Raw genomic sequence first — 16,457 nt, 5'->3', positions numbered from 1 at the left:
GAAAGGAACGTTGAGTGCCGGCTCAGTAGCCGGCGCTCGGGATCCACCATTCGCGGCCGCGTACGGTGGTGACATATTCGGGCCAACGCAGCCCGATCGGCGCCTCGTAGTCGGCAAGCGGCGGTATCCAGTTCGTGCCGCCAACGCCGCCGCCGGTGCGCTCCTCGAACTCCTTGCGGGCGGCGTCGCGCAAGCCGGTATTCTGTATCAGTTCGAGCATCGAATGGGCGACCGTCTTCGAAGCGCAGATGACCATCGGATCGATGGTTTCGGGAATGCCGCCCAGGGCGTTCATCACCCAATCGGGATAGGCATAGCCTGCCGGGCCTGTGAGCATCGGACGGGCGATGTAAAGGCGCGCGGTAGGCGCGTGCCAGCACATGTCGGTGTAGTCGTCCGAGGTGTAGTTGATCTGCGACGGGGGCAGGTCCTGTCGCAGGATGCGCTCGGCTTCCTGAGGGGTCACCAGCTTCTCGCAATCGGGCAGGAAGGGCTCGGCCATCGGCTCCAGCCCCAGATTGGACTGGATCTCACGGGCGATTTTTTTGGCATTTTCGCCCCATTTCGGCGCGCCGACGGCGGCGAGCTTGCCATAGACCAGCTCCGCCATGACATGGTTGGCAAGGCCCGGGCGCGACTTCGACACCCAGATTTTTTCCACGCGGCAATGGGCAAGCCGGGCGGCGGCTTCGGCGTTGCGGTCGAGGATCAGCGTGGCTTGTTCGGCCATCTCCACGGTCGGCACGCGGATGATGTACTGGATTTCGGCCAGCCGCGCCGGCAAATTGTCGGCTGTTGCCTGCCCGGCCGTCAGGATCGCCTCGCTGATCGACCAGCCGCCCATATGCGGCAGCATGGAATCACGCAGGGCCTTGGAGGCGTTGTACATATAGAACAGCGCGTCGTTGGCGCCCGGCGCGCGCACGGCGCTGTGCGCCTGCGGGATGGGCAGGCCGTCGGCGCGCTTCAGCCATGTCTCCGGCTCGTCGCAGACGAAGCGGTAGACCATCGCATAGGCCGCGCCGCAATGCGTGTCCCAGTTCACCGTGTTGCACAGCGGCAGCATGTAGCAGGGGTGGAAGCTGATCATGGCGTCGAGGCCGTCATAATAGCCCTTGGCCGCATGGATCGGCTTGGAGCCGCGCACCTTCTCGGCCGGCTCGCCGAAGAATTTCAGCGTTCCCGGAATGTCATGCGCCTGCATGGCCGCCTTGGCGGCGAGCAGGCCGCCAAAAGCGCTCATGCCGAGCGCCGAATGCGGATCGGTGTGGCCGCCGGCATGTTCATTCAAGCCCTCGCGCGGCTGCCTGACGGTGCTTGCCGCCTGGCAATTGCCCGGCACGGCATCATATTCGGCATAGGAAGCGATGACCGGGCCGCCCTTGCCGTTCGTCCATTTCGCCGCGAAGGCGGTCGGCATGCCGCCCGAGCCTTCCTCGACCTCAAAGCCCTCGGCGCGCAACCGCTCGACATACCAGGCCGCGGACTCGTACTCGCGCCAGGCAGTCTCGCCCTTGTGCCAGATCTCGCTGGTCCATCTGGACAGGTCGGCGGCGTTTTCGTCCACCCAGCGCGTGGCGGTTTCCTCGGCGATATTCCTGGTCATTTCGATCCGTCGTTCCTCTCGATCGCTGCGAAGTTTGAGGCCGGAGCGGACAAGGTCCGCATTCCGTTCGTCCGAGAGGAAACCAGTGAAACGCTTGCGCAAAAAGTGATATGTTTTACCGTTTCGTGCAAATTCCATTCACCAGAACACGGAGAAGCAGTTGCGGGTACCATCGACACAGGCGCTGCGCGCGCTCGACAGTTTCGCGCGGCACGGCAGCGTGTGGCGTGCGGCGGACGAACTGCACCTCACCCGCAGCGCCGTCAGCCACCAGTTGCGGCTTCTCGAACGCGATCTGGGCTTCGACCTGCTCGAACGTGTCGGCAAGGGCGTGGCGTTGACCGCACGGGGGCGGCGCTATGCGCATGACGTGCACAAGGCGCTGACGATGCTGGGCGATGCCGGCGCACAATATGGCAACGGCGGCATCGGCGGTTCATTCCGCATCAGTTGCACGCCGGGCTTCGCCTCGCTGTGGCTCTGCACCCATATCGCGGCGTTCCAGGAGATGTATCGCGATGTCGCGCTGTCCATCCTGACGCCGAGGCGCCTGGACGACGTGAGCAACCCCGACGTGGACGCCTTCATCGCCTTCGGCGACGGCAACTGGCCGAACCGCAGCGTGGAACTGCTGTGCGATGTGCAGTTCACGCCGCTCTGCAGCCCGAGCCTGCTGAACAGGATAGGGGGCCTGTCCAAGCCGGCCGACGTGCTGCGCACCCATCTCCTGCATCTCAATGATTTCGAGGACTGGGCGCGCTGGCTGTCGCTGACCAAGGTGGAAAACGCTGATCCTGCCGGCGGCATATTCTTCTCCGACATGAACCTCGTCTTCTCGGCCGCCATCGCAGGCCAGGGCATCGCCATGGGCGACGAACTCACCGGGCACAAGGCACTGAGCGAAGGACGGCTGGTAAGGCCTTTCGATATCGGCATACGCTCGCCCCGCTCCTATTATCTGGTCGTGGATCTGGCGAAGTCGGACCATCCGGTGCTGCCCGCATTCCGCGACTGGCTGCGCTCCAACCTCACGAACGCGGCGGTCGAAGTGCGCGGGACCTACGGATAATCAGGGCGGTTCTGCGGGTGGCTCGATTGCCGACAGCAAGGCCGCCGCGCCGCCTGCGCGTCACACCGGCTCCCGGCTTGTCGCGGAATGGTGAATCAAATTTGCAAATATGACGAAAATAATTCGGTTGCCGTGAGTTCGCCTCGCGCTTACGCTTTTTGCCGAGAGGTGAGGTTGAGCGTATGCAGCAGGCCGGGCAGGCAGCGGAAATCAAGGCGGTCGGCATCGGCAAGAGCTTCGGCTCCTTCCAGGCGCTGAAGAACCTTTCATTCGATATCGGCCGCGGCGAGTTCCTGACGCTGCTTGGGCCCTCCGGCTCCGGCAAGACCACTTTCCTGATGATCCTCGCCGGTTTCGAAAGCCCCAGCGAAGGGCGATTGTTCAGCGACGGCGTGGACGTCACCGACCGGCCGGCGGAGCAGCGCCAGGCCGGCATGGTTTTCCAGGGTTATGCCCTGTTCCCGCACATGAGCGTCGCAGCCAACATCGCCTTTCCGCTCAAGGTGCGGCGCAAGCCCGAACAGGAGATCAAGCGCCGTGTCGCCGAAATGGTCGAGCGGGTCGGCCTGAAAGGCCACGAGCACAAGCTGCCGTCAAAACTTTCCGGCGGCCAGCAGCAGCGCGTGGCACTGGCACGGGCGCTCGCCTTCGAACCGGGCGTGCTGTTGCTCGACGAGCCTTTCTCGGCGCTGGACAAGAGCCTGCGCGGCCAGATGCAGGCGGAAATGAAGCGCCTGCACGAGGAGACAGGCACCACTTTCGTCTTCGTCACGCACGACCAGAGCGAGGCGCTGGCGCTGTCCTCGCGCGTCGCCATTTTCAATCATGGCGAACTTCTTCAGGTCGGCACGCCACAGGACGTGTACGAACGCCCCGGCAACCGGTTCGTGGCCGAATTCCTCGGCGAGATCAACATGCTGCCGTTGCGCGACATCCGCTCCGACCAAGGCGGGGTGAGGGGGTTGTGCGAAGATCGCGAGATCGCCCTGCGCGCCGGCGGCGGCAATGTTCGCGGCGATGCCGTTCTGGCGATCCGACCCGAGCACATGACGGTCGCGCACGAGCCGGTGCCGCAGGAAAACGGCCCTTACGAGAACGCCATCGCCGCCACGGCGACTTCGTCCACCTATCTCGGCTCGGCGACCCGACTGGAACTGATGACGCGCGGCGGCGCCAAGGTCACCGTCTCGGTGCCCACCGAGACGGCGCAGCATGCGCTGGGCAATGGCAATTCCGTATGGCTGACCTGGCCCGCCGAACGGGGCTTCCTGCTGCCGACACCGAGCTAGGCGAACAGGCCAGGCAGGCGAGCATCGAACCACAAGACGTCTCAACGAAAAGACAGGGGAAACACCATGGATGACGCGTTTCAGAAAGACTGCCTCGAAATCCTCGCCGAGAAGGTGAAACGGGGCGATATCACCCGCCGCCATTTCACGCAGCTCGCAGCCATGCTGCTGGCCGGAGCGCCGCTGGCGCTCAAGGCCACACGCGCGTCGGCCGCGGCCAAGCAGCTCGTCTTCGTCAACTGGGGCGGAGATGCCGTCACCGCCTATGACAAGGCCTACGGCCAGCCGTTCGAGAAGGAGACCGGCATTCCGGTCAAGCAGGACGGCTCCGGTCCGACCGAAGGCGCCATCACCGCGCAGTTCAAGAGCGGCGCGCCGAGCTGGGACATCGTTGATGCCGATCCGTTCTCGGCCATCACGCTCGGCAAGCAGGGCATGATGGAGGAGATCGACTACAAGGTCGTCGACAAGAACAAGATGCGCAAGGGCTTCGGCTGGGACTACGCCGCGTCCTCCTATTTCTTCTCCTACGTCATCGCCTACGATTCGGAGAAATATGGCGATCAGGCTCCCAAGACCATGGCCGACTTCTTCGACGTGAAGAAGTTTCCCGGCAAGCGTTCGCTCTACAAGTGGGGCAGCGCCATGTGGGAGGCAGCACTTCTGGCCGACGGCGTGGCGCCGGAAAAGCTCTATCCGCTAGATCTCAAGCGCGCGCACGACAAGATCGCGGCGTTCAAGGAAAACGTCGTCGCCTATTGGGGCGGCGGTTCGGAAAGCCAGTCCCTGCTTCTGGACGGCGAAGCCTCGATGGCCCTGATCTGGTCCACCCGCGCCTCGCTGATCGAGCAGGATTCGGGCGGCCGCATCAAGTTCATCTGGGACGAGGGCCTGCTGTCGCCCGGAGCGATGGCGGTCATCAAGGGCAATCCCGGCGGCCGCGACACCGCAATGAAGTTCATCGCCAGCGCGCAGGACCCGCAAAAGCAGCTCATCATGTTCGACATGCTCGGACAAGGACCTGCCAACCCTGCCGCCGACGCGCTGATCCCCGACGACAAGAAGCGGCTGAACCCGGTCGATCCCGCCAATATGAGCAAGCAGATTCCGCTCAATATGGAATGGTACGCCGAGCACTACGGGCCGGCGCTCGACGAATACACCAAGATCATCTCTGCCTGAGCCCCGGCGCATGCTCGGTCGCTCCAGCAATATCGGCGCGGCGCTGCTTCTGGCGCCGCTGCTACTTTTCCTCGCACTTGCCTATGGCATACCCTTCCTCGGCGTGGTGAAATGGAGCTTCACGCTGCCCGAGCCGGGGCTCGGCCAATATAAGGCGCTGCTCACCGACCCGCTGGTGCAGTCGGTGTTCGTGCGCACTGCCCGCATCTGCGCATTGGTGACGGTGGCGGCAGTGGCCGCTGCCTATGCCATCGCCTACATCTGGGTACGCGGCACGCCCGGCCAGCGGCTGGCGGCGGAATATTGCATCCTCGTGCCGTTCTGGATCTCGGTGCTGACGCGCGCCTTCGGCTGGGTGGCGCTGCTGTCCAACCAGGGTCTCATCAACACCTGGCTGCGCGCAACCGGCATTCTCGGCGAGCCGCTCGCGCTCGTGCGCAACGAGTTCGGCGTCGTGGTCGGCATGACGCATTTCCTCATTCCCTTCGCGGTATTCCCCATCGCCTCGGCCATGCGCGCGCTGGACGAGCGCGTGCTGCTGGCCGCGCGCGGCCTGGGGGCCAGCCGCACGCGCATCTTCTGGTCGGTGTTCGTGCCCATGACCATGCCCGGCATCATCGGAGCGGCGCTGATCGTCTTCGTCTTCGCGCTCGGCTTCTTCGTCACCCCGGCGATCCTCGGCGGCGGGCGCAGCGTCATGGTGGCGGAACTGGTCTATCTGCGCATCTTCCAGAGCCCGGACTGGGGCCTCGGCGCGGCCATCAGCATCACCCTGGTCGTGATCGTCGGCCTGCTCACGGCGGCGCTGTTCCGCTATCTCAAACCCTCGCAGATGGCAGGCTGAGATGAGTGGCTATCGTCCAGGTCCCGTCGCGCTGTTCGTCGCGCTGTTGGTGGCGGTCTTCCTGCTGATGCCGCTGTTGGCGGTGGTGCCGGTATCGCTCACGCCCTCGCGCATGCTGTCCATGCCGACAGGGGCGCTGTCGCTCAGGCACTACCGTACGCTGATCGAGGACCCGCGCTGGCTGGACAGCATCCTGCTCAGCCTGCGCGTCGGCATCGTCTCCAGTACGGTGGCGACCTTGTTCGCGCTCGCCTTCAGCCTCGGCATCTGGATGTTCCGGCCGCGCTTCGCCGCCGTGCTGGTCGGCTTCGTGCTCTTGCCGATGATCGTGCCGCCGGTGGTGTCGGCGATCACCCTCTATTTCCTTCTGACCTCGCTTTCCGGCATCGGCAGCTTCGTCGGCTACGACACGTGGCCAGGGGTTGTGCTGGCGCATGTCGTCGTGACCGTGCCGTTCGCGGTGGTGCTGATCCTTGTCTCGCTCAGCCAGGTCGACCGGCGCATCGATCTCGCCGCGCGCGGCCTTGGCGCGACCACTTGGGAAAGAGCCACCAAGGTCATCATCCCGAACATCAAGTTCGGCATACTGACGGCGTGGCTGTTGTCCTTCGTGCTCTCCTGGGAGGAAATCGGCGTCACGCTGTTCATCACCAGTGTCAACGCCATCACCTTGCCGCGCTTGATGTGGATGGGCCTGCGCGACAATATCGATCCTGCAATCGCCGCGATCTCGGTGATCCTGATCCTGATCACGGTGACGGTGCTGACGGCGCGTATCGTCTATCGCCGGGCGTGCGGAAGTTCCTGACGCCCGTCGGCTGGACCTAACGGGATGAAGAACATGAGCGGCCGTAGCGACCTTCTCGCCGAACTGCGCAACGTGGCGGGCGGCGCGGCCGTCTGGGATCGGGCCGAGCTTGCCAGCCGCGATCCCGGTTTCGACGATCGCAATTTCGGCGCGGAAGCGCTGGTGCGCCCAAAAAGCGTTGAGGAGGTGGCGGCGCTTGTGCGCTTTTGCGCTGAAAAAGGGCTTTCCCTGGTGGCCCAAGGCGGACGCACCGGCCTTGCCGGCGGCGCGGTGACCAGCGCCGGCCAGATCATCTGCGACCTTGGCGCGATGAACCGGATCGAGGAGATCGACCCGCTCGCCCGTGTTGCCGTCGTTCAGGCCGGGACGCCGCTTGCCGTGCTGCAGGAGGCTGCGGCGGGTCACGGGCTCGACCCGGGCATCGACCTCGCCGCCCGCGGCAGTTGCACCATCGGCGGCATGATCTCCAGCAACGCCGGCGGCATCATGGCGTTTCGAAACGGCACCATGCGCCACCGTCTGCTCGGCCTGGAGGTCGTGCTGCCGGACGGCAGCGTGTTCCGTGATCTGACCCGCGTGCTCAAGACCAGCGCCGGCTATGACCTCAAGCACCTGTTCGTCGGGGCGGAAGGCACGCTGGGCATCGTCACGCGCGCCGTGGTTCGCCTCGATCCTGTCGGCGGTGTGCCGGCCACGGCCCTGGTCGGGACAAGGGACGCCGCCAGCGCCCAGCGCATCGTCAGCCATTTCCTCGGCATGACCGGCGTGAGCCTGCGCGCCGCGGAGATCATGTGGCAGGGATTCGCGGCGGCCATGGCCCGTATCTTGGGCATCGAACCCGCCAAGCTGCCGCTCGAAGCGCCATGCCTGCTCGCACTCGAATTGGCCGCGGAAACGGCCGAAGACGCCGCCGGCGCGCTGGAAGAGGGCTTGTCCTCGATCTGGGAAGAGACCGGCATTATCGACGGACTGGTCGCCGGTTCGGTGGAACAGGCGCGAACCATCTGGCGGCTGCGCGAAGAAACCGAGATGATCGAGCGCATGCACAATCACCCGCCGTCCTTCGACGTCTCGGTCCCGGGCGGTGCGATCGATGCCTATGTCGCCCGCATCGGCGAGGGCCTCAAGGCTCTCGATGCGGCCTATTCTCCCTATGTCTTCGGCCATCTGGCCGACGGCAACCTGCATATCTCGATCAACGCCGACAATCCGTCGCGCGAACGCTACAGGGCGATCGAAGACGTTCTCTATGCCGGGTTGCGGGAAATCGGCGGGTCGTTCTCGGCCGAACATGGCGTGGGCCTCGACAAGCGCGATGCCTATGAACGCCATGCAGATCCGGTCAAGCAGCAACTGGCGCGCGCCATCAAGGAATTGCTGGACCCGTCAGACGTTCTCAATCCCGGCAAGATCATCGGACCACGACCCTAAGGTCGGAATCTGGCCATGTGATCTCAAGCTCAAGACTCTGAGGCCCTGCCATGGCGGGTCGAGACCGGCAAGACGGCGACATGAAACAGGTCGAATGACGCCCAGCAATTGAACCGGGTTGCCATGCCTCGACGGTGCATGGCACGATTGCGCCCGGGTCGGATTGCGATTGTTATAATGGCGCGGGGCTCCAGCGATGTTACCAGGAAGGGAGATCGTCGATGAAACATGCCGCCAGAACCATGCGCATCACCGTCACGCGCAACGGCCCGTATCTCGTGACCGGCGAGGTGCCGCTTTCCCAGCAGACCATCGGAACCGACGCTGAAGGCCAGTCGCAAAACTGGATCGGTCAGGATCTGCCCTCGGCGGGAGCGAAGTTCTGGCTCTGCCGCTGTGGCCACTCAGGAAAGAAGCCATTCTGCGACGGTACCCACGTGAAGATCGGCTTCGATGGCACGGAGACGGCCGACCGGACGCCCTATCTCGAACGGGCGCAGGAGTTCGACGGCCCCTCGCTGGCGCTCCTGGATGTGGAAAGCCTGTGTGCGTTCGGACGCTTTTGCGATCCCAACGGGCAGGTCTGGAACGAGGTGGCCGACACGGCGGACCCGGAAGTGCGCGCCGTGTTCGTCCGCCAGGTGCAGAATTGTCCGGCGGGCCGGCTTGTCGTCTGGGACAAGGAGGCGGGCAAGGCGCTGGAACCGGAACTCGAACCCTCGATCGGTTTCGTGGAAGATCCGGCGCAGGGCTGCAGCGGGCCGATCTGGGTACGCGGCGGCATTGCCCTGGTGTCGGCCGATGGAGAGGAATACGAGGTGCGCAACCGCATGACGCTTTGCCGCTGCGGCGAGTCCAGCAACAAGCCGTTCTGCGACGGAACGCATGCGGCAATCAAATTCCAGGCGAAATCGAAATAGCGTGCCGGCGTTCGCGGGCGGTGCCGTCCCGCAAAAATGCCGGATTGTTCGGCTCCCTCGAAGCCAGCGACCCAAGGGGTTTCATGCGGGCACCGAGTGTGAAATTCTTGCGCAACCAGAGCGCGATGAGGTCGGTTTGTGAAGAATCCCTACGAAGTTCTTGGCGTCGCCCCCACGGCTTCGGCCGCCGAAATCCAAAGCGCCTATCGCAAGCTTGCCAAGAAATTGCATCCGGACCTCAATCCGGGAGACACATCGGCCGAGGACAAATTCAAGGAGGTCGCCGGCGCCTACGATCTGCTTGGAGACGCGGAGAAGCGCAAGCGTTTCGATGCCGGCGAGATCGACGCGACGGGAGCGGAACGGCCGCAGCATCATTATTATCGTGAATACGCTTCCGCAGGGCAGGAGCATCCCTATGCGGATGCCTCCGGCTTTGCCGATTTCATGGATGGCGAGGACGCGTTCGCGGAAATCTTGCGGCGCAGCCAGCGCGCCCGCGCCAACCGGCGCGGCCAGGATATGCACTATCGCCTGGCGATCGATTTCGTGGACTCGATCACCGGCGCCAACAAGCGCCTGACATTACCGGACGGCAGCACGCTCGACGTCAAGATACCGCCCGGCCTGGTGGACGGCCAAACATTGCGCCTCAAGGGCAAGGGTGTACCCGGCATGGGCACCGGAGGCCCGGGCGACGCGCTGATCGAGGTGGAAGTCCTGCCGGACCGCCGCTTCACGCGCGAGGGCGATGACATCACCCTCGAAATGCCGATTTCGCTTTCCGAGGCTGTTCTGGGTGGAAAGATCCGTGTCCCGACCCCGACCGGCGACGTCACCATGGCGGTGCCCAAGGGATCGAACACCGGAACGACGCTCCGCCTTAAAGGGAAGGGAGCGCCGCGCCGGGGCGGGGGGCATGGCGACCAGTTCGTCAGACTGAAGATCGTCCTGCCGAAATCGCCGGATCCGGAACTGGAGACGTTCGTGTCGAACTGGGCCAATGGCAAGGCCTTCAATCCGCGCGAGGACAGGCGATGATGAGACTGACCAAGCAGGAGTTCCTGACCTCTTCGGGATTGCAGGTGCACACGCTGGAACTGTGGCTCGAACAGGAATGGCTCGTTCCCGAAGAAACTTCGGCAGGGCCGCGCTTCAGCGAGATCGATGTCGCGCGCGTCCATTTCATTCAGGAACTCAAGCGCGATCTCGGCGCCAACGACGAAGGCATCGGCGTCATTCTCCATCTCGTCGACCAACTCCACGGCATGCGCCGCGCGCTCGAGCAGTTGCGCAACGATATCGCGGACTTGCGGAAGCCGGAATGATGGGGCGTCAGGGGTTGATCGAAGTCAAACATGGGAGATCGAACAAGACCTAACAATGGGCTTCCCGGAAATGTCAGCCTTCCACGAGGCTTCGACAATCTTCAACCTGCCAAGGAGACTCCAAATGTCCGATCTGGTCGTCATCGTCTATCCCACCGAAGCAAAAGCCGAGGAGATGAGGCAGAAGCTGTTGAACCTGCAGAAGGAATATCTCATGGAGCTTTCCGACGCCGTGATCGCGGTAAAGCAGGACAACGGCCGGGTGAAGCTCATCCAACTGATGAACACGACGGCGGCGGGCGCCGTTTCGGGTGGCTTCTGGGGACTTCTGGTCGGCGCCATTTTCCTGATGCCGCTCCTGGGCGCCTCGCTCGGCGCCGCGTCGGGCGCGCTTGCCGGCGCCCTTACCGATGTCGGCATCAATGACGAGTTCATGAAGGAGCTTTCGGCAAGTCTTCAGCCCGGTAATGCGGCACTGTTCATTCTCATTCGCAGCATGACGGCCGACAAGGTGCTGGACGCCATCAAGGGTACCGGCGGCACCGTGCTCAGGACGTCGCTCGACCATACCAAGGAACAGGCCCTCCGCGACGCGCTGGCGGCATCGCCCGGTATCAGTGGTTCCGCGCCCGCCGAGGAACCCAAAGCCTGAGCCCGGCTTGGCCGCAAGAACGTAGCGGCCAAGCGGCGTCCTATGACATCATGCGCCATTGGCATCTGGTATTGCGGCCTGCCGGCCGGTAGCATCTTTTCGATAAAGGATTGAGCGGGGGAACATGGACACAGGTCTGTTGTCTGCCATCTCGCAGCCCGTTGAAGCGAAGCTGACGAAGGCGGCGATCTTTCTTGTCTTGACGATCAACCCCGCACCGGAACATGAGGCAACCGTTCGCGGCCTGTGCGCAGACCTTTCGGCGCTTTTGCGGGCCGTGGGCTTTCGGGATCTCGAAGGGCAGCTCTCATGCGTCATGTCGTTCGGCTCGGAGGCCTGGGACCGGTTGTTTGGGGCGCCTAGGCCCAAGGATCTGCATCCCTTCCGTGAAATCCACGGCGTGCACCATGCCGTCTCGACGCCGGGGGACATCCTCTTCCATATCCGCGCCACCCGGATGGATCTGTGCTTCGAGCTTGCGACCCAGGTCATGTCGCGGCTCGATGGCGCGGTCGCCGTGGCGGACGAGGTGCATGGCTTCAACTATTTCGACGACCGCGACCTGATCGGTTTCGTCGATGGCACCGAAAACCCTTCCGGTCCGGCCGCCTTCAACGCCGCCATCATCGGCGAGGAGGACGCGCCGTTTGCCGGCGGCAGCTACGTGATCGTGCAGAAATACATGCACGATCTGAAGGGCTGGAACATGCTGCCGATCGAAACGCAGGAGAATATCATCGGCAGGAAAAAGCTGTCCGATATCGAACTGGACGATGCGGTGAAGCCGAGCTTCGCCCACAATGCCTTGACCACGATCGTCGAAGACGGCGAGCAGCTTGAAATCCTGCGCGACAACATGCCGTTCGGCGACGTGGGCAAAGGCGAATTCGGCACCTATTTCATCGGCTACGCCCGCTCCCCGCGCCGGATAGAGCAGATGCTCGACAACATGTTCATAGGCAAGCCGCCGGGGAACTATGACCGGTTGCTCGATTTCAGTCGCGCGGTGACGGGAACGCTGTTTTTCGTGCCGACGGCAACCTTCCTGGACAATGTCGCGGCCGACGGTGCGCCAGCGATGGCGGCGGATCGGACGGCGGGCGAACCCGAAGCGGCGGAGAAACCGCGGCCTTTGCCGGGCGACGGTTCACTTAGAATTGGTTCCTTGAAGAATGAGGCTGGACAATGAATAACCTCCACCGGGAGCTGGCTCCCATCTCCGACGCGGCCTGGGCGGAAATCGAAGAGGAGGCCTCCCGCACTCTCAAGCGCTATCTGGCGGCACGGCGCGTCGTCGATGTCGTCGGCCCAAAAGGCGTGGACTATTCCGCCGCGAACACGGGGCATGTCAGGGAAATTACAGCACCGGCAGAAGGCATCCAGTCGCTGCAGCGGGACGTGAAGGCGCTCGTCGAACTGCGTGTCCCGTTCCAGCTGTCGCGGCAGCAGATCGATGATGTCGAACGCGGCGCCACGGATTCTGACTGGTCGCCGGTCAAGGAGGCGGCGCGCAAGATCGCGTTCGCCGAAGACCGGGCCGTGTTCGATGGATATGCCGCCGCCGCCATCCAGGGAATCCGGGAAGGCAGCAGCAATGCCGGGGTTGCGCTTCCCGCCGATGTCAGCGCCTATCCCATGGCTGTCGCGCAGGCTGTCAGCCAGTTGCGCCTGGCCGGCGTCAACGGCCCCTACGCGCTCGTGCTGGGTGCCGACGCTTACACCGCCGCCAGCGGTGGAAACGAAGGCGGCTACCCCATCCTCCACCATCTGGACCGCCTGGTCGACGGCGGAATCGTCTGGGCGCCGGCCATCGAGGGCGGGTTCGTGATGACGACCCGCGGCGGCGATTTCGAACTGGATGTCGGACAAGACATTTCGATCGGCTATCTCAGCCATTCCAGCACGACCGTCGAATTGTATTTCCAGGAAAGCTTCACGTTCCGGCTGCTCACCACCGAGGCCGCCGTCGTGCTGTCGTCTGCGGAAGCGACCGCGCCCGGCGCGAAGTAAGGGCAATTGGGGGTGCCGAAATCGCGCGTGCAGCGTTAGGCTTGCAGATGTAGATAACGGGTGACCCGGCGGCGCCTGGTTGCGGTGTTCGTCGCTTTCGACCGGAACGCTCCGCGCCGGGTGCCGTATTTCGGCGCGACACAACCGACGATGGAATGAAGGTGCGGCATGGCAGGTTCGGGAACACGCGTTTCGGTGGAGAGCATGATCGACCAGGGCGCAGGCAGGGAGCCTGCCGACCTGGTGCTGAAAGGCGGCCGCTTCTTCGATCTCGTGACGGGCGAGCTGGTGGCGGGCGACATCGCTGTTTGCGGTGATCGCATCGTCGGCACCTGCGCCGAATACAAGGGCGTCCGCGAAATCGACATTTCCGGCCGCATCGTCGTGCCCGGTTTCATCGACACGCATCTGCATATCGAATCCTCGCTGGTCACGCCGCACGAATTCGACCGCTGCGTTCTGCCGCTCGGCATCACCACCGCGATCTGCGATCCGCACGAGATAGCCAATGTGCTGGGGGTGGAGGGCATCCGCTTCTTCCTCGACAGCGTCGGCGAAACCGTCATGGATATCCGCGTGCAGCTTTCGAGCTGCGTACCGGCGACCCATCTGGAGACCTCGGGCGCGGAGCTGCGCATCGAGGACCTGCTGCCTTTCGCCAGCCATCCCAAAGTGATCGGCCTTGCCGAATTCATGAATTTTCCCGGTGTGCTGGCCAAGGACCCGGTCTGCATGGCCAAGCTGGAAGCCTTCCAGGGCCGCCACATAGACGGGCACGCGCCGCTTCTCGGCGGCTACGGGTTGAACGGCTATCTGGCTGCCGGCATCCGCACCGAGCACGAGGCGACGACGGCCGCAGAGGCGCTGGAGAAGCTGCGCAAGGGAATGCATATATTGGTGCGCGAAGGCTCCGTGTCGAAGGACCTCAAGGCGCTGATGCCGATCATCACGGAGCGCAACTCGCCGTTTCTCGCGCTGTGCACCGACGACCGCAATCCGCTCGACATCGCCGAGCAGGGCCATCTCGACTACATGATCCGCACGGCCATTGCGGGCGGGGTGGAGCCGCTCGCCGTGTACCGTGCCGCATCCATCTCCGGTGCGCGCGCCTTCGGGCTTTCCGACCGCGGGCTGGTGGCGCCGGGCTGGCGCGCCGACCTGGTGGTCATAGACAATCTGGAGGGTTGTCACGCCGAAACGGTGCTCTCGGCCGGACGTGTGGTGACCGATGAGCTTTTCGCCGCACGGCGCGCGGTCGCCCCGGTCGGCCGCCGCAGCGTCAAGGCGCGCTCCGTGACCGCGGCGGATTTCCGCGTGCCGGCGCGCAATGCGGCCACCACGCCGGTCATCGGCGTGGTTTCGGGCCGCATCGTCACCGACAGGCTCGACCTGTCCTTGCCGGTGCGGGACGGCGCCTTCGATATCGACCCCGGGCGCGATGTGATCAAGGCCGTGGTGGTGGAGCGTCACGGCAAGACCGGCAATGTCGCGGCCGGTTTCGTGCACGGATTCGGACTGAAGAGCGGTGCGATCGCCTCAACCGTCGGCCATGACAGCCACAATATCTGCGCCGTTGGCGTCTCGGACGCCGACATCGCGACGGCTGTTGCCCGGCTGGGGGAAATCGAAGGCGGTTTCGTGGTGGTGCAGGACGGCAAGGTGCTCGCCGAAATCGCCCTGCCGATCGCAGGACTGATGAGTCACGATCCATACGAGCAGGTTCGCGAGAAGCTGCATCATCTGCGGGAGGCGGCGGCAGCGCTCGGTTCGCAGCTCGAGGAGCCGTTCCTGCAACTCGCTTTCCTGCCGCTGCCGGTGATCCCCCACCTCAAGCTCACCGACAAGGGATTGGTCGATGTGGACCGGTTCGAACTGATCGAAGGCTGACCTTTACCGGAACGTCTGGCGCCACACGCGGGATCGTGCACAAATATCCGCACGATGCGCAAGCTGGAACAGGACGCCTGGCGAGGACCGCTACGGACCGCAAGCGGCATGGCGGAAATTCGCTTGCCGCGGCGTGACCGGAGGGCTGAATGACGACGGGCTCGGCGCATCATGTCGTCATCGTCGGCGCCGGTTTCGGCGGCCTGGAAGCCGTGCGGCGATTGGTAAGGACCGCGGTTCGCATCACGGTGATCGACCGGCGCAACCACCATCTGTTCCAGCCTCTGCTCTACCAGGTCGCCACGGCGTCGCTGGCGACCTCGGAAATCGCGTGGCCGATCCGTTCCCTGCTGCGTGGCTACGAGAACGTGACCACTCTGCTTGGCAGGGTGGTGGGCGTGGACAGCCGGGAGAAAAGGGTCCTGCTGGAGGACGGCGCCACCGTCTCCTACGACATTCTGGTCCTGGCGACGGGCGCAAGGCATGCCTATTTCGGTCATGACGAATGGGAACCCTATGCGCCGGGCCTGAAGACCATCGAGGACGCCACCGCGATCCGGCGCAGGATTCTCACCGCTTTCGAGGAAGCCGAGCGCGCGATTGACAAGGCCGCGCGCCGCGCATTGCTGACATTCGTGGTCATCGGCGGCGGGCCCACCGGCGTCGAGTTGGCCGGTACGATCGCGGAACTGGCCCGGGACACGCTGCGCAGCGATTTCCGCAACATCGATACGCGCGACGCGCGGGTCGTCCTCGTCGAAGCCGGCCCCCGCTTGCTTGCCGGTTTTCGCGAGAACCTTTCGGCCTATGCGCAGCGTGCGCTGACAAAGCTCGGCGTGGAAGTCAGGCTCGGGCGGCCGGTCACCGATTGCACGGCCGAAGGTGTCGAGACCGGCGGCGAACATCTCGCGGCGAGAACCATCATCTGGGCGGCGGGGGTGGCTGCCTCACCGGCGGCCGAATGGCTTCACGCGGCGGCCGACCGTGCCGGGCGCCTCATCGTGCAGCCGGATCTGACGGTTCCGGGGCAGCCGGACATCTTCGCAATCGGCGATACCGTCCATGTCGACATGGCGGACGGGAAAACGGTTCCCGGCATAGCGCCCGCAGCCAAGCAGGAAGGCCGCTACGTGGCCGATACGATCAAAGCCCGGCTGGACGGGCGGGATCCGTTGCCGCCCTTCCGCTACAAGGATGCCGGCAGCCTCGCGACCATCGGCAAGCGAGCAGCCGTCGTGGATTTCGGCTGGATCAGGTTCATGGGACGCTTCGCCTGGTGGCTCTGGGGCTTCGCTCACATCTACTTCCTGATCGGCATGCGCCACCGCCTGGCAGTCGCTCTGAGCTGGCTCTGGATCTATTTCACCGGCCAGCGCAGCGCCCGGCTCATCACGCAGGGCAGGACCGGCAAGGTCCACGAGACCTGAGCGG

At 64.3% G+C, this 16,457-nt stretch carries 15 protein-coding genes; 14 read left to right on the top strand and 1 reads right to left on the bottom strand.

What is annotated here, in order from left to right; translation table 11 throughout:
- Positions 1 to 22: 22 nt before the first annotated feature.
- The gene (locus QU595_RS28255; RefSeq protein WP_315928321.1) at positions 23 to 1,606 is read right to left on the bottom strand and encodes an amidohydrolase; all 1,584 of its coding nucleotides are present in this window, start codon (positions 1,604 to 1,606) and stop codon (positions 23 to 25) included.
- Between the two features lie 160 nt (positions 1,607 to 1,766).
- Between QU595_RS28255 and QU595_RS28250 the strand changes: the two genes are divergently transcribed.
- The 14 genes from QU595_RS28250 (at position 1,767) to QU595_RS28185 (ending at position 16,453) form a co-directional block, all read left to right on the top strand.
- Entirely contained in the window at positions 1,767 to 2,675 is a 909-nt protein-coding gene (locus QU595_RS28250) for a LysR substrate-binding domain-containing protein (protein ID WP_315928319.1), read from the top strand.
- 182 nt (positions 2,676 to 2,857) lie between these two features.
- The gene (locus tag QU595_RS28245) at positions 2,858 to 3,964 is read left to right on the top strand and encodes an ABC transporter ATP-binding protein (protein ID WP_315928317.1); all 1,107 of its coding nucleotides are present in this window, start codon (positions 2,858 to 2,860) and stop codon (positions 3,962 to 3,964) included.
- Positions 3,965 to 4,030: 66 nt separating this feature from the next.
- A complete protein-coding gene (locus QU595_RS28240) occupies positions 4,031 to 5,146 on the top strand; it encodes an ABC transporter substrate-binding protein (protein WP_315928315.1) in 1,116 nt (371 codons plus the stop codon).
- Positions 5,147 to 5,156: 10 nt separating this feature from the next.
- Positions 5,157 to 5,990 (top strand): ABC transporter permease, encoded by an 834-nt coding sequence (locus QU595_RS28235; protein WP_315928313.1) that lies wholly within the window; start codon positions 5,157 to 5,159, stop codon positions 5,988 to 5,990.
- A gap of 1 nt (position 5,991) precedes the next feature.
- Positions 5,992 to 6,798 carry an ABC transporter permease gene (locus QU595_RS28230; RefSeq protein WP_315928311.1) on the top strand — a complete coding sequence of 269 codons (807 nt, stop codon included), beginning with the start codon at positions 5,992 to 5,994 and terminating at the stop codon, positions 6,796 to 6,798.
- A gap of 33 nt (positions 6,799 to 6,831) precedes the next feature.
- A complete protein-coding gene (locus tag QU595_RS28225) occupies positions 6,832 to 8,229 on the top strand; it encodes an FAD-binding oxidoreductase (protein ID WP_315928309.1) in 1,398 nt (465 codons plus the stop codon).
- Between the two features lie 221 nt (positions 8,230 to 8,450).
- Positions 8,451 to 9,149 carry a CDGSH iron-sulfur domain-containing protein gene (locus tag QU595_RS28220; protein WP_315928307.1) on the top strand — a complete coding sequence of 233 codons (699 nt, stop codon included), beginning with the start codon at positions 8,451 to 8,453 and terminating at the stop codon, positions 9,147 to 9,149.
- A gap of 138 nt (positions 9,150 to 9,287) precedes the next feature.
- A complete protein-coding gene (locus QU595_RS28215) occupies positions 9,288 to 10,190 on the top strand; it encodes a J domain-containing protein (protein ID WP_315928305.1) in 903 nt (300 codons plus the stop codon).
- The gene (locus tag QU595_RS28210; RefSeq protein WP_315928303.1) at positions 10,187 to 10,477 is read left to right on the top strand and encodes a chaperone modulator CbpM; all 291 of its coding nucleotides are present in this window, start codon (positions 10,187 to 10,189) and stop codon (positions 10,475 to 10,477) included. The genes QU595_RS28215 and QU595_RS28210 overlap by 4 nt, the downstream gene beginning before the upstream one ends.
- 124 nt (positions 10,478 to 10,601) lie before the next feature.
- Positions 10,602 to 11,129 (top strand): DUF1269 domain-containing protein, encoded by a 528-nt coding sequence (locus tag QU595_RS28205; RefSeq protein WP_315928301.1) that lies wholly within the window; start codon positions 10,602 to 10,604, stop codon positions 11,127 to 11,129.
- 124 nt (positions 11,130 to 11,253) lie between these two features.
- Positions 11,254 to 12,318 (top strand): Dyp-type peroxidase, encoded by a 1,065-nt coding sequence (locus QU595_RS28200; RefSeq protein ID WP_315928299.1) that lies wholly within the window; start codon positions 11,254 to 11,256, stop codon positions 12,316 to 12,318.
- Positions 12,315 to 13,139: a family 1 encapsulin nanocompartment shell protein gene (locus QU595_RS28195; protein WP_315928297.1), complete on the top strand. Its 825-nt coding sequence runs from the start codon at positions 12,315 to 12,317 to the stop codon at positions 13,137 to 13,139. The genes QU595_RS28200 and QU595_RS28195 overlap by 4 nt, the downstream gene beginning before the upstream one ends.
- A gap of 168 nt (positions 13,140 to 13,307) precedes the next feature.
- Positions 13,308 to 15,026 carry an adenine deaminase gene (gene ade / locus QU595_RS28190; RefSeq protein ID WP_315928295.1) on the top strand — a complete coding sequence of 573 codons (1,719 nt, stop codon included), beginning with the start codon at positions 13,308 to 13,310 and terminating at the stop codon, positions 15,024 to 15,026.
- A gap of 149 nt (positions 15,027 to 15,175) precedes the next feature.
- On the top strand, positions 15,176 to 16,453 hold the full coding sequence (locus QU595_RS28185) for an NAD(P)/FAD-dependent oxidoreductase (protein ID WP_315928293.1): 1,278 nt from the start codon (positions 15,176 to 15,178) through the stop codon (positions 16,451 to 16,453).
- Positions 16,454 to 16,457 lie beyond the last annotated feature (4 nt).

Source organism: Mesorhizobium sp. SP-1A (assembly GCF_032460275.1).
Lineage (GTDB): Bacteria > Pseudomonadota > Alphaproteobacteria > Rhizobiales > Rhizobiaceae > Mesorhizobium.
Note: the sequence above shows the minus strand (reverse complement) of the source record. Positions and strands in the feature narration are given on the sequence as shown.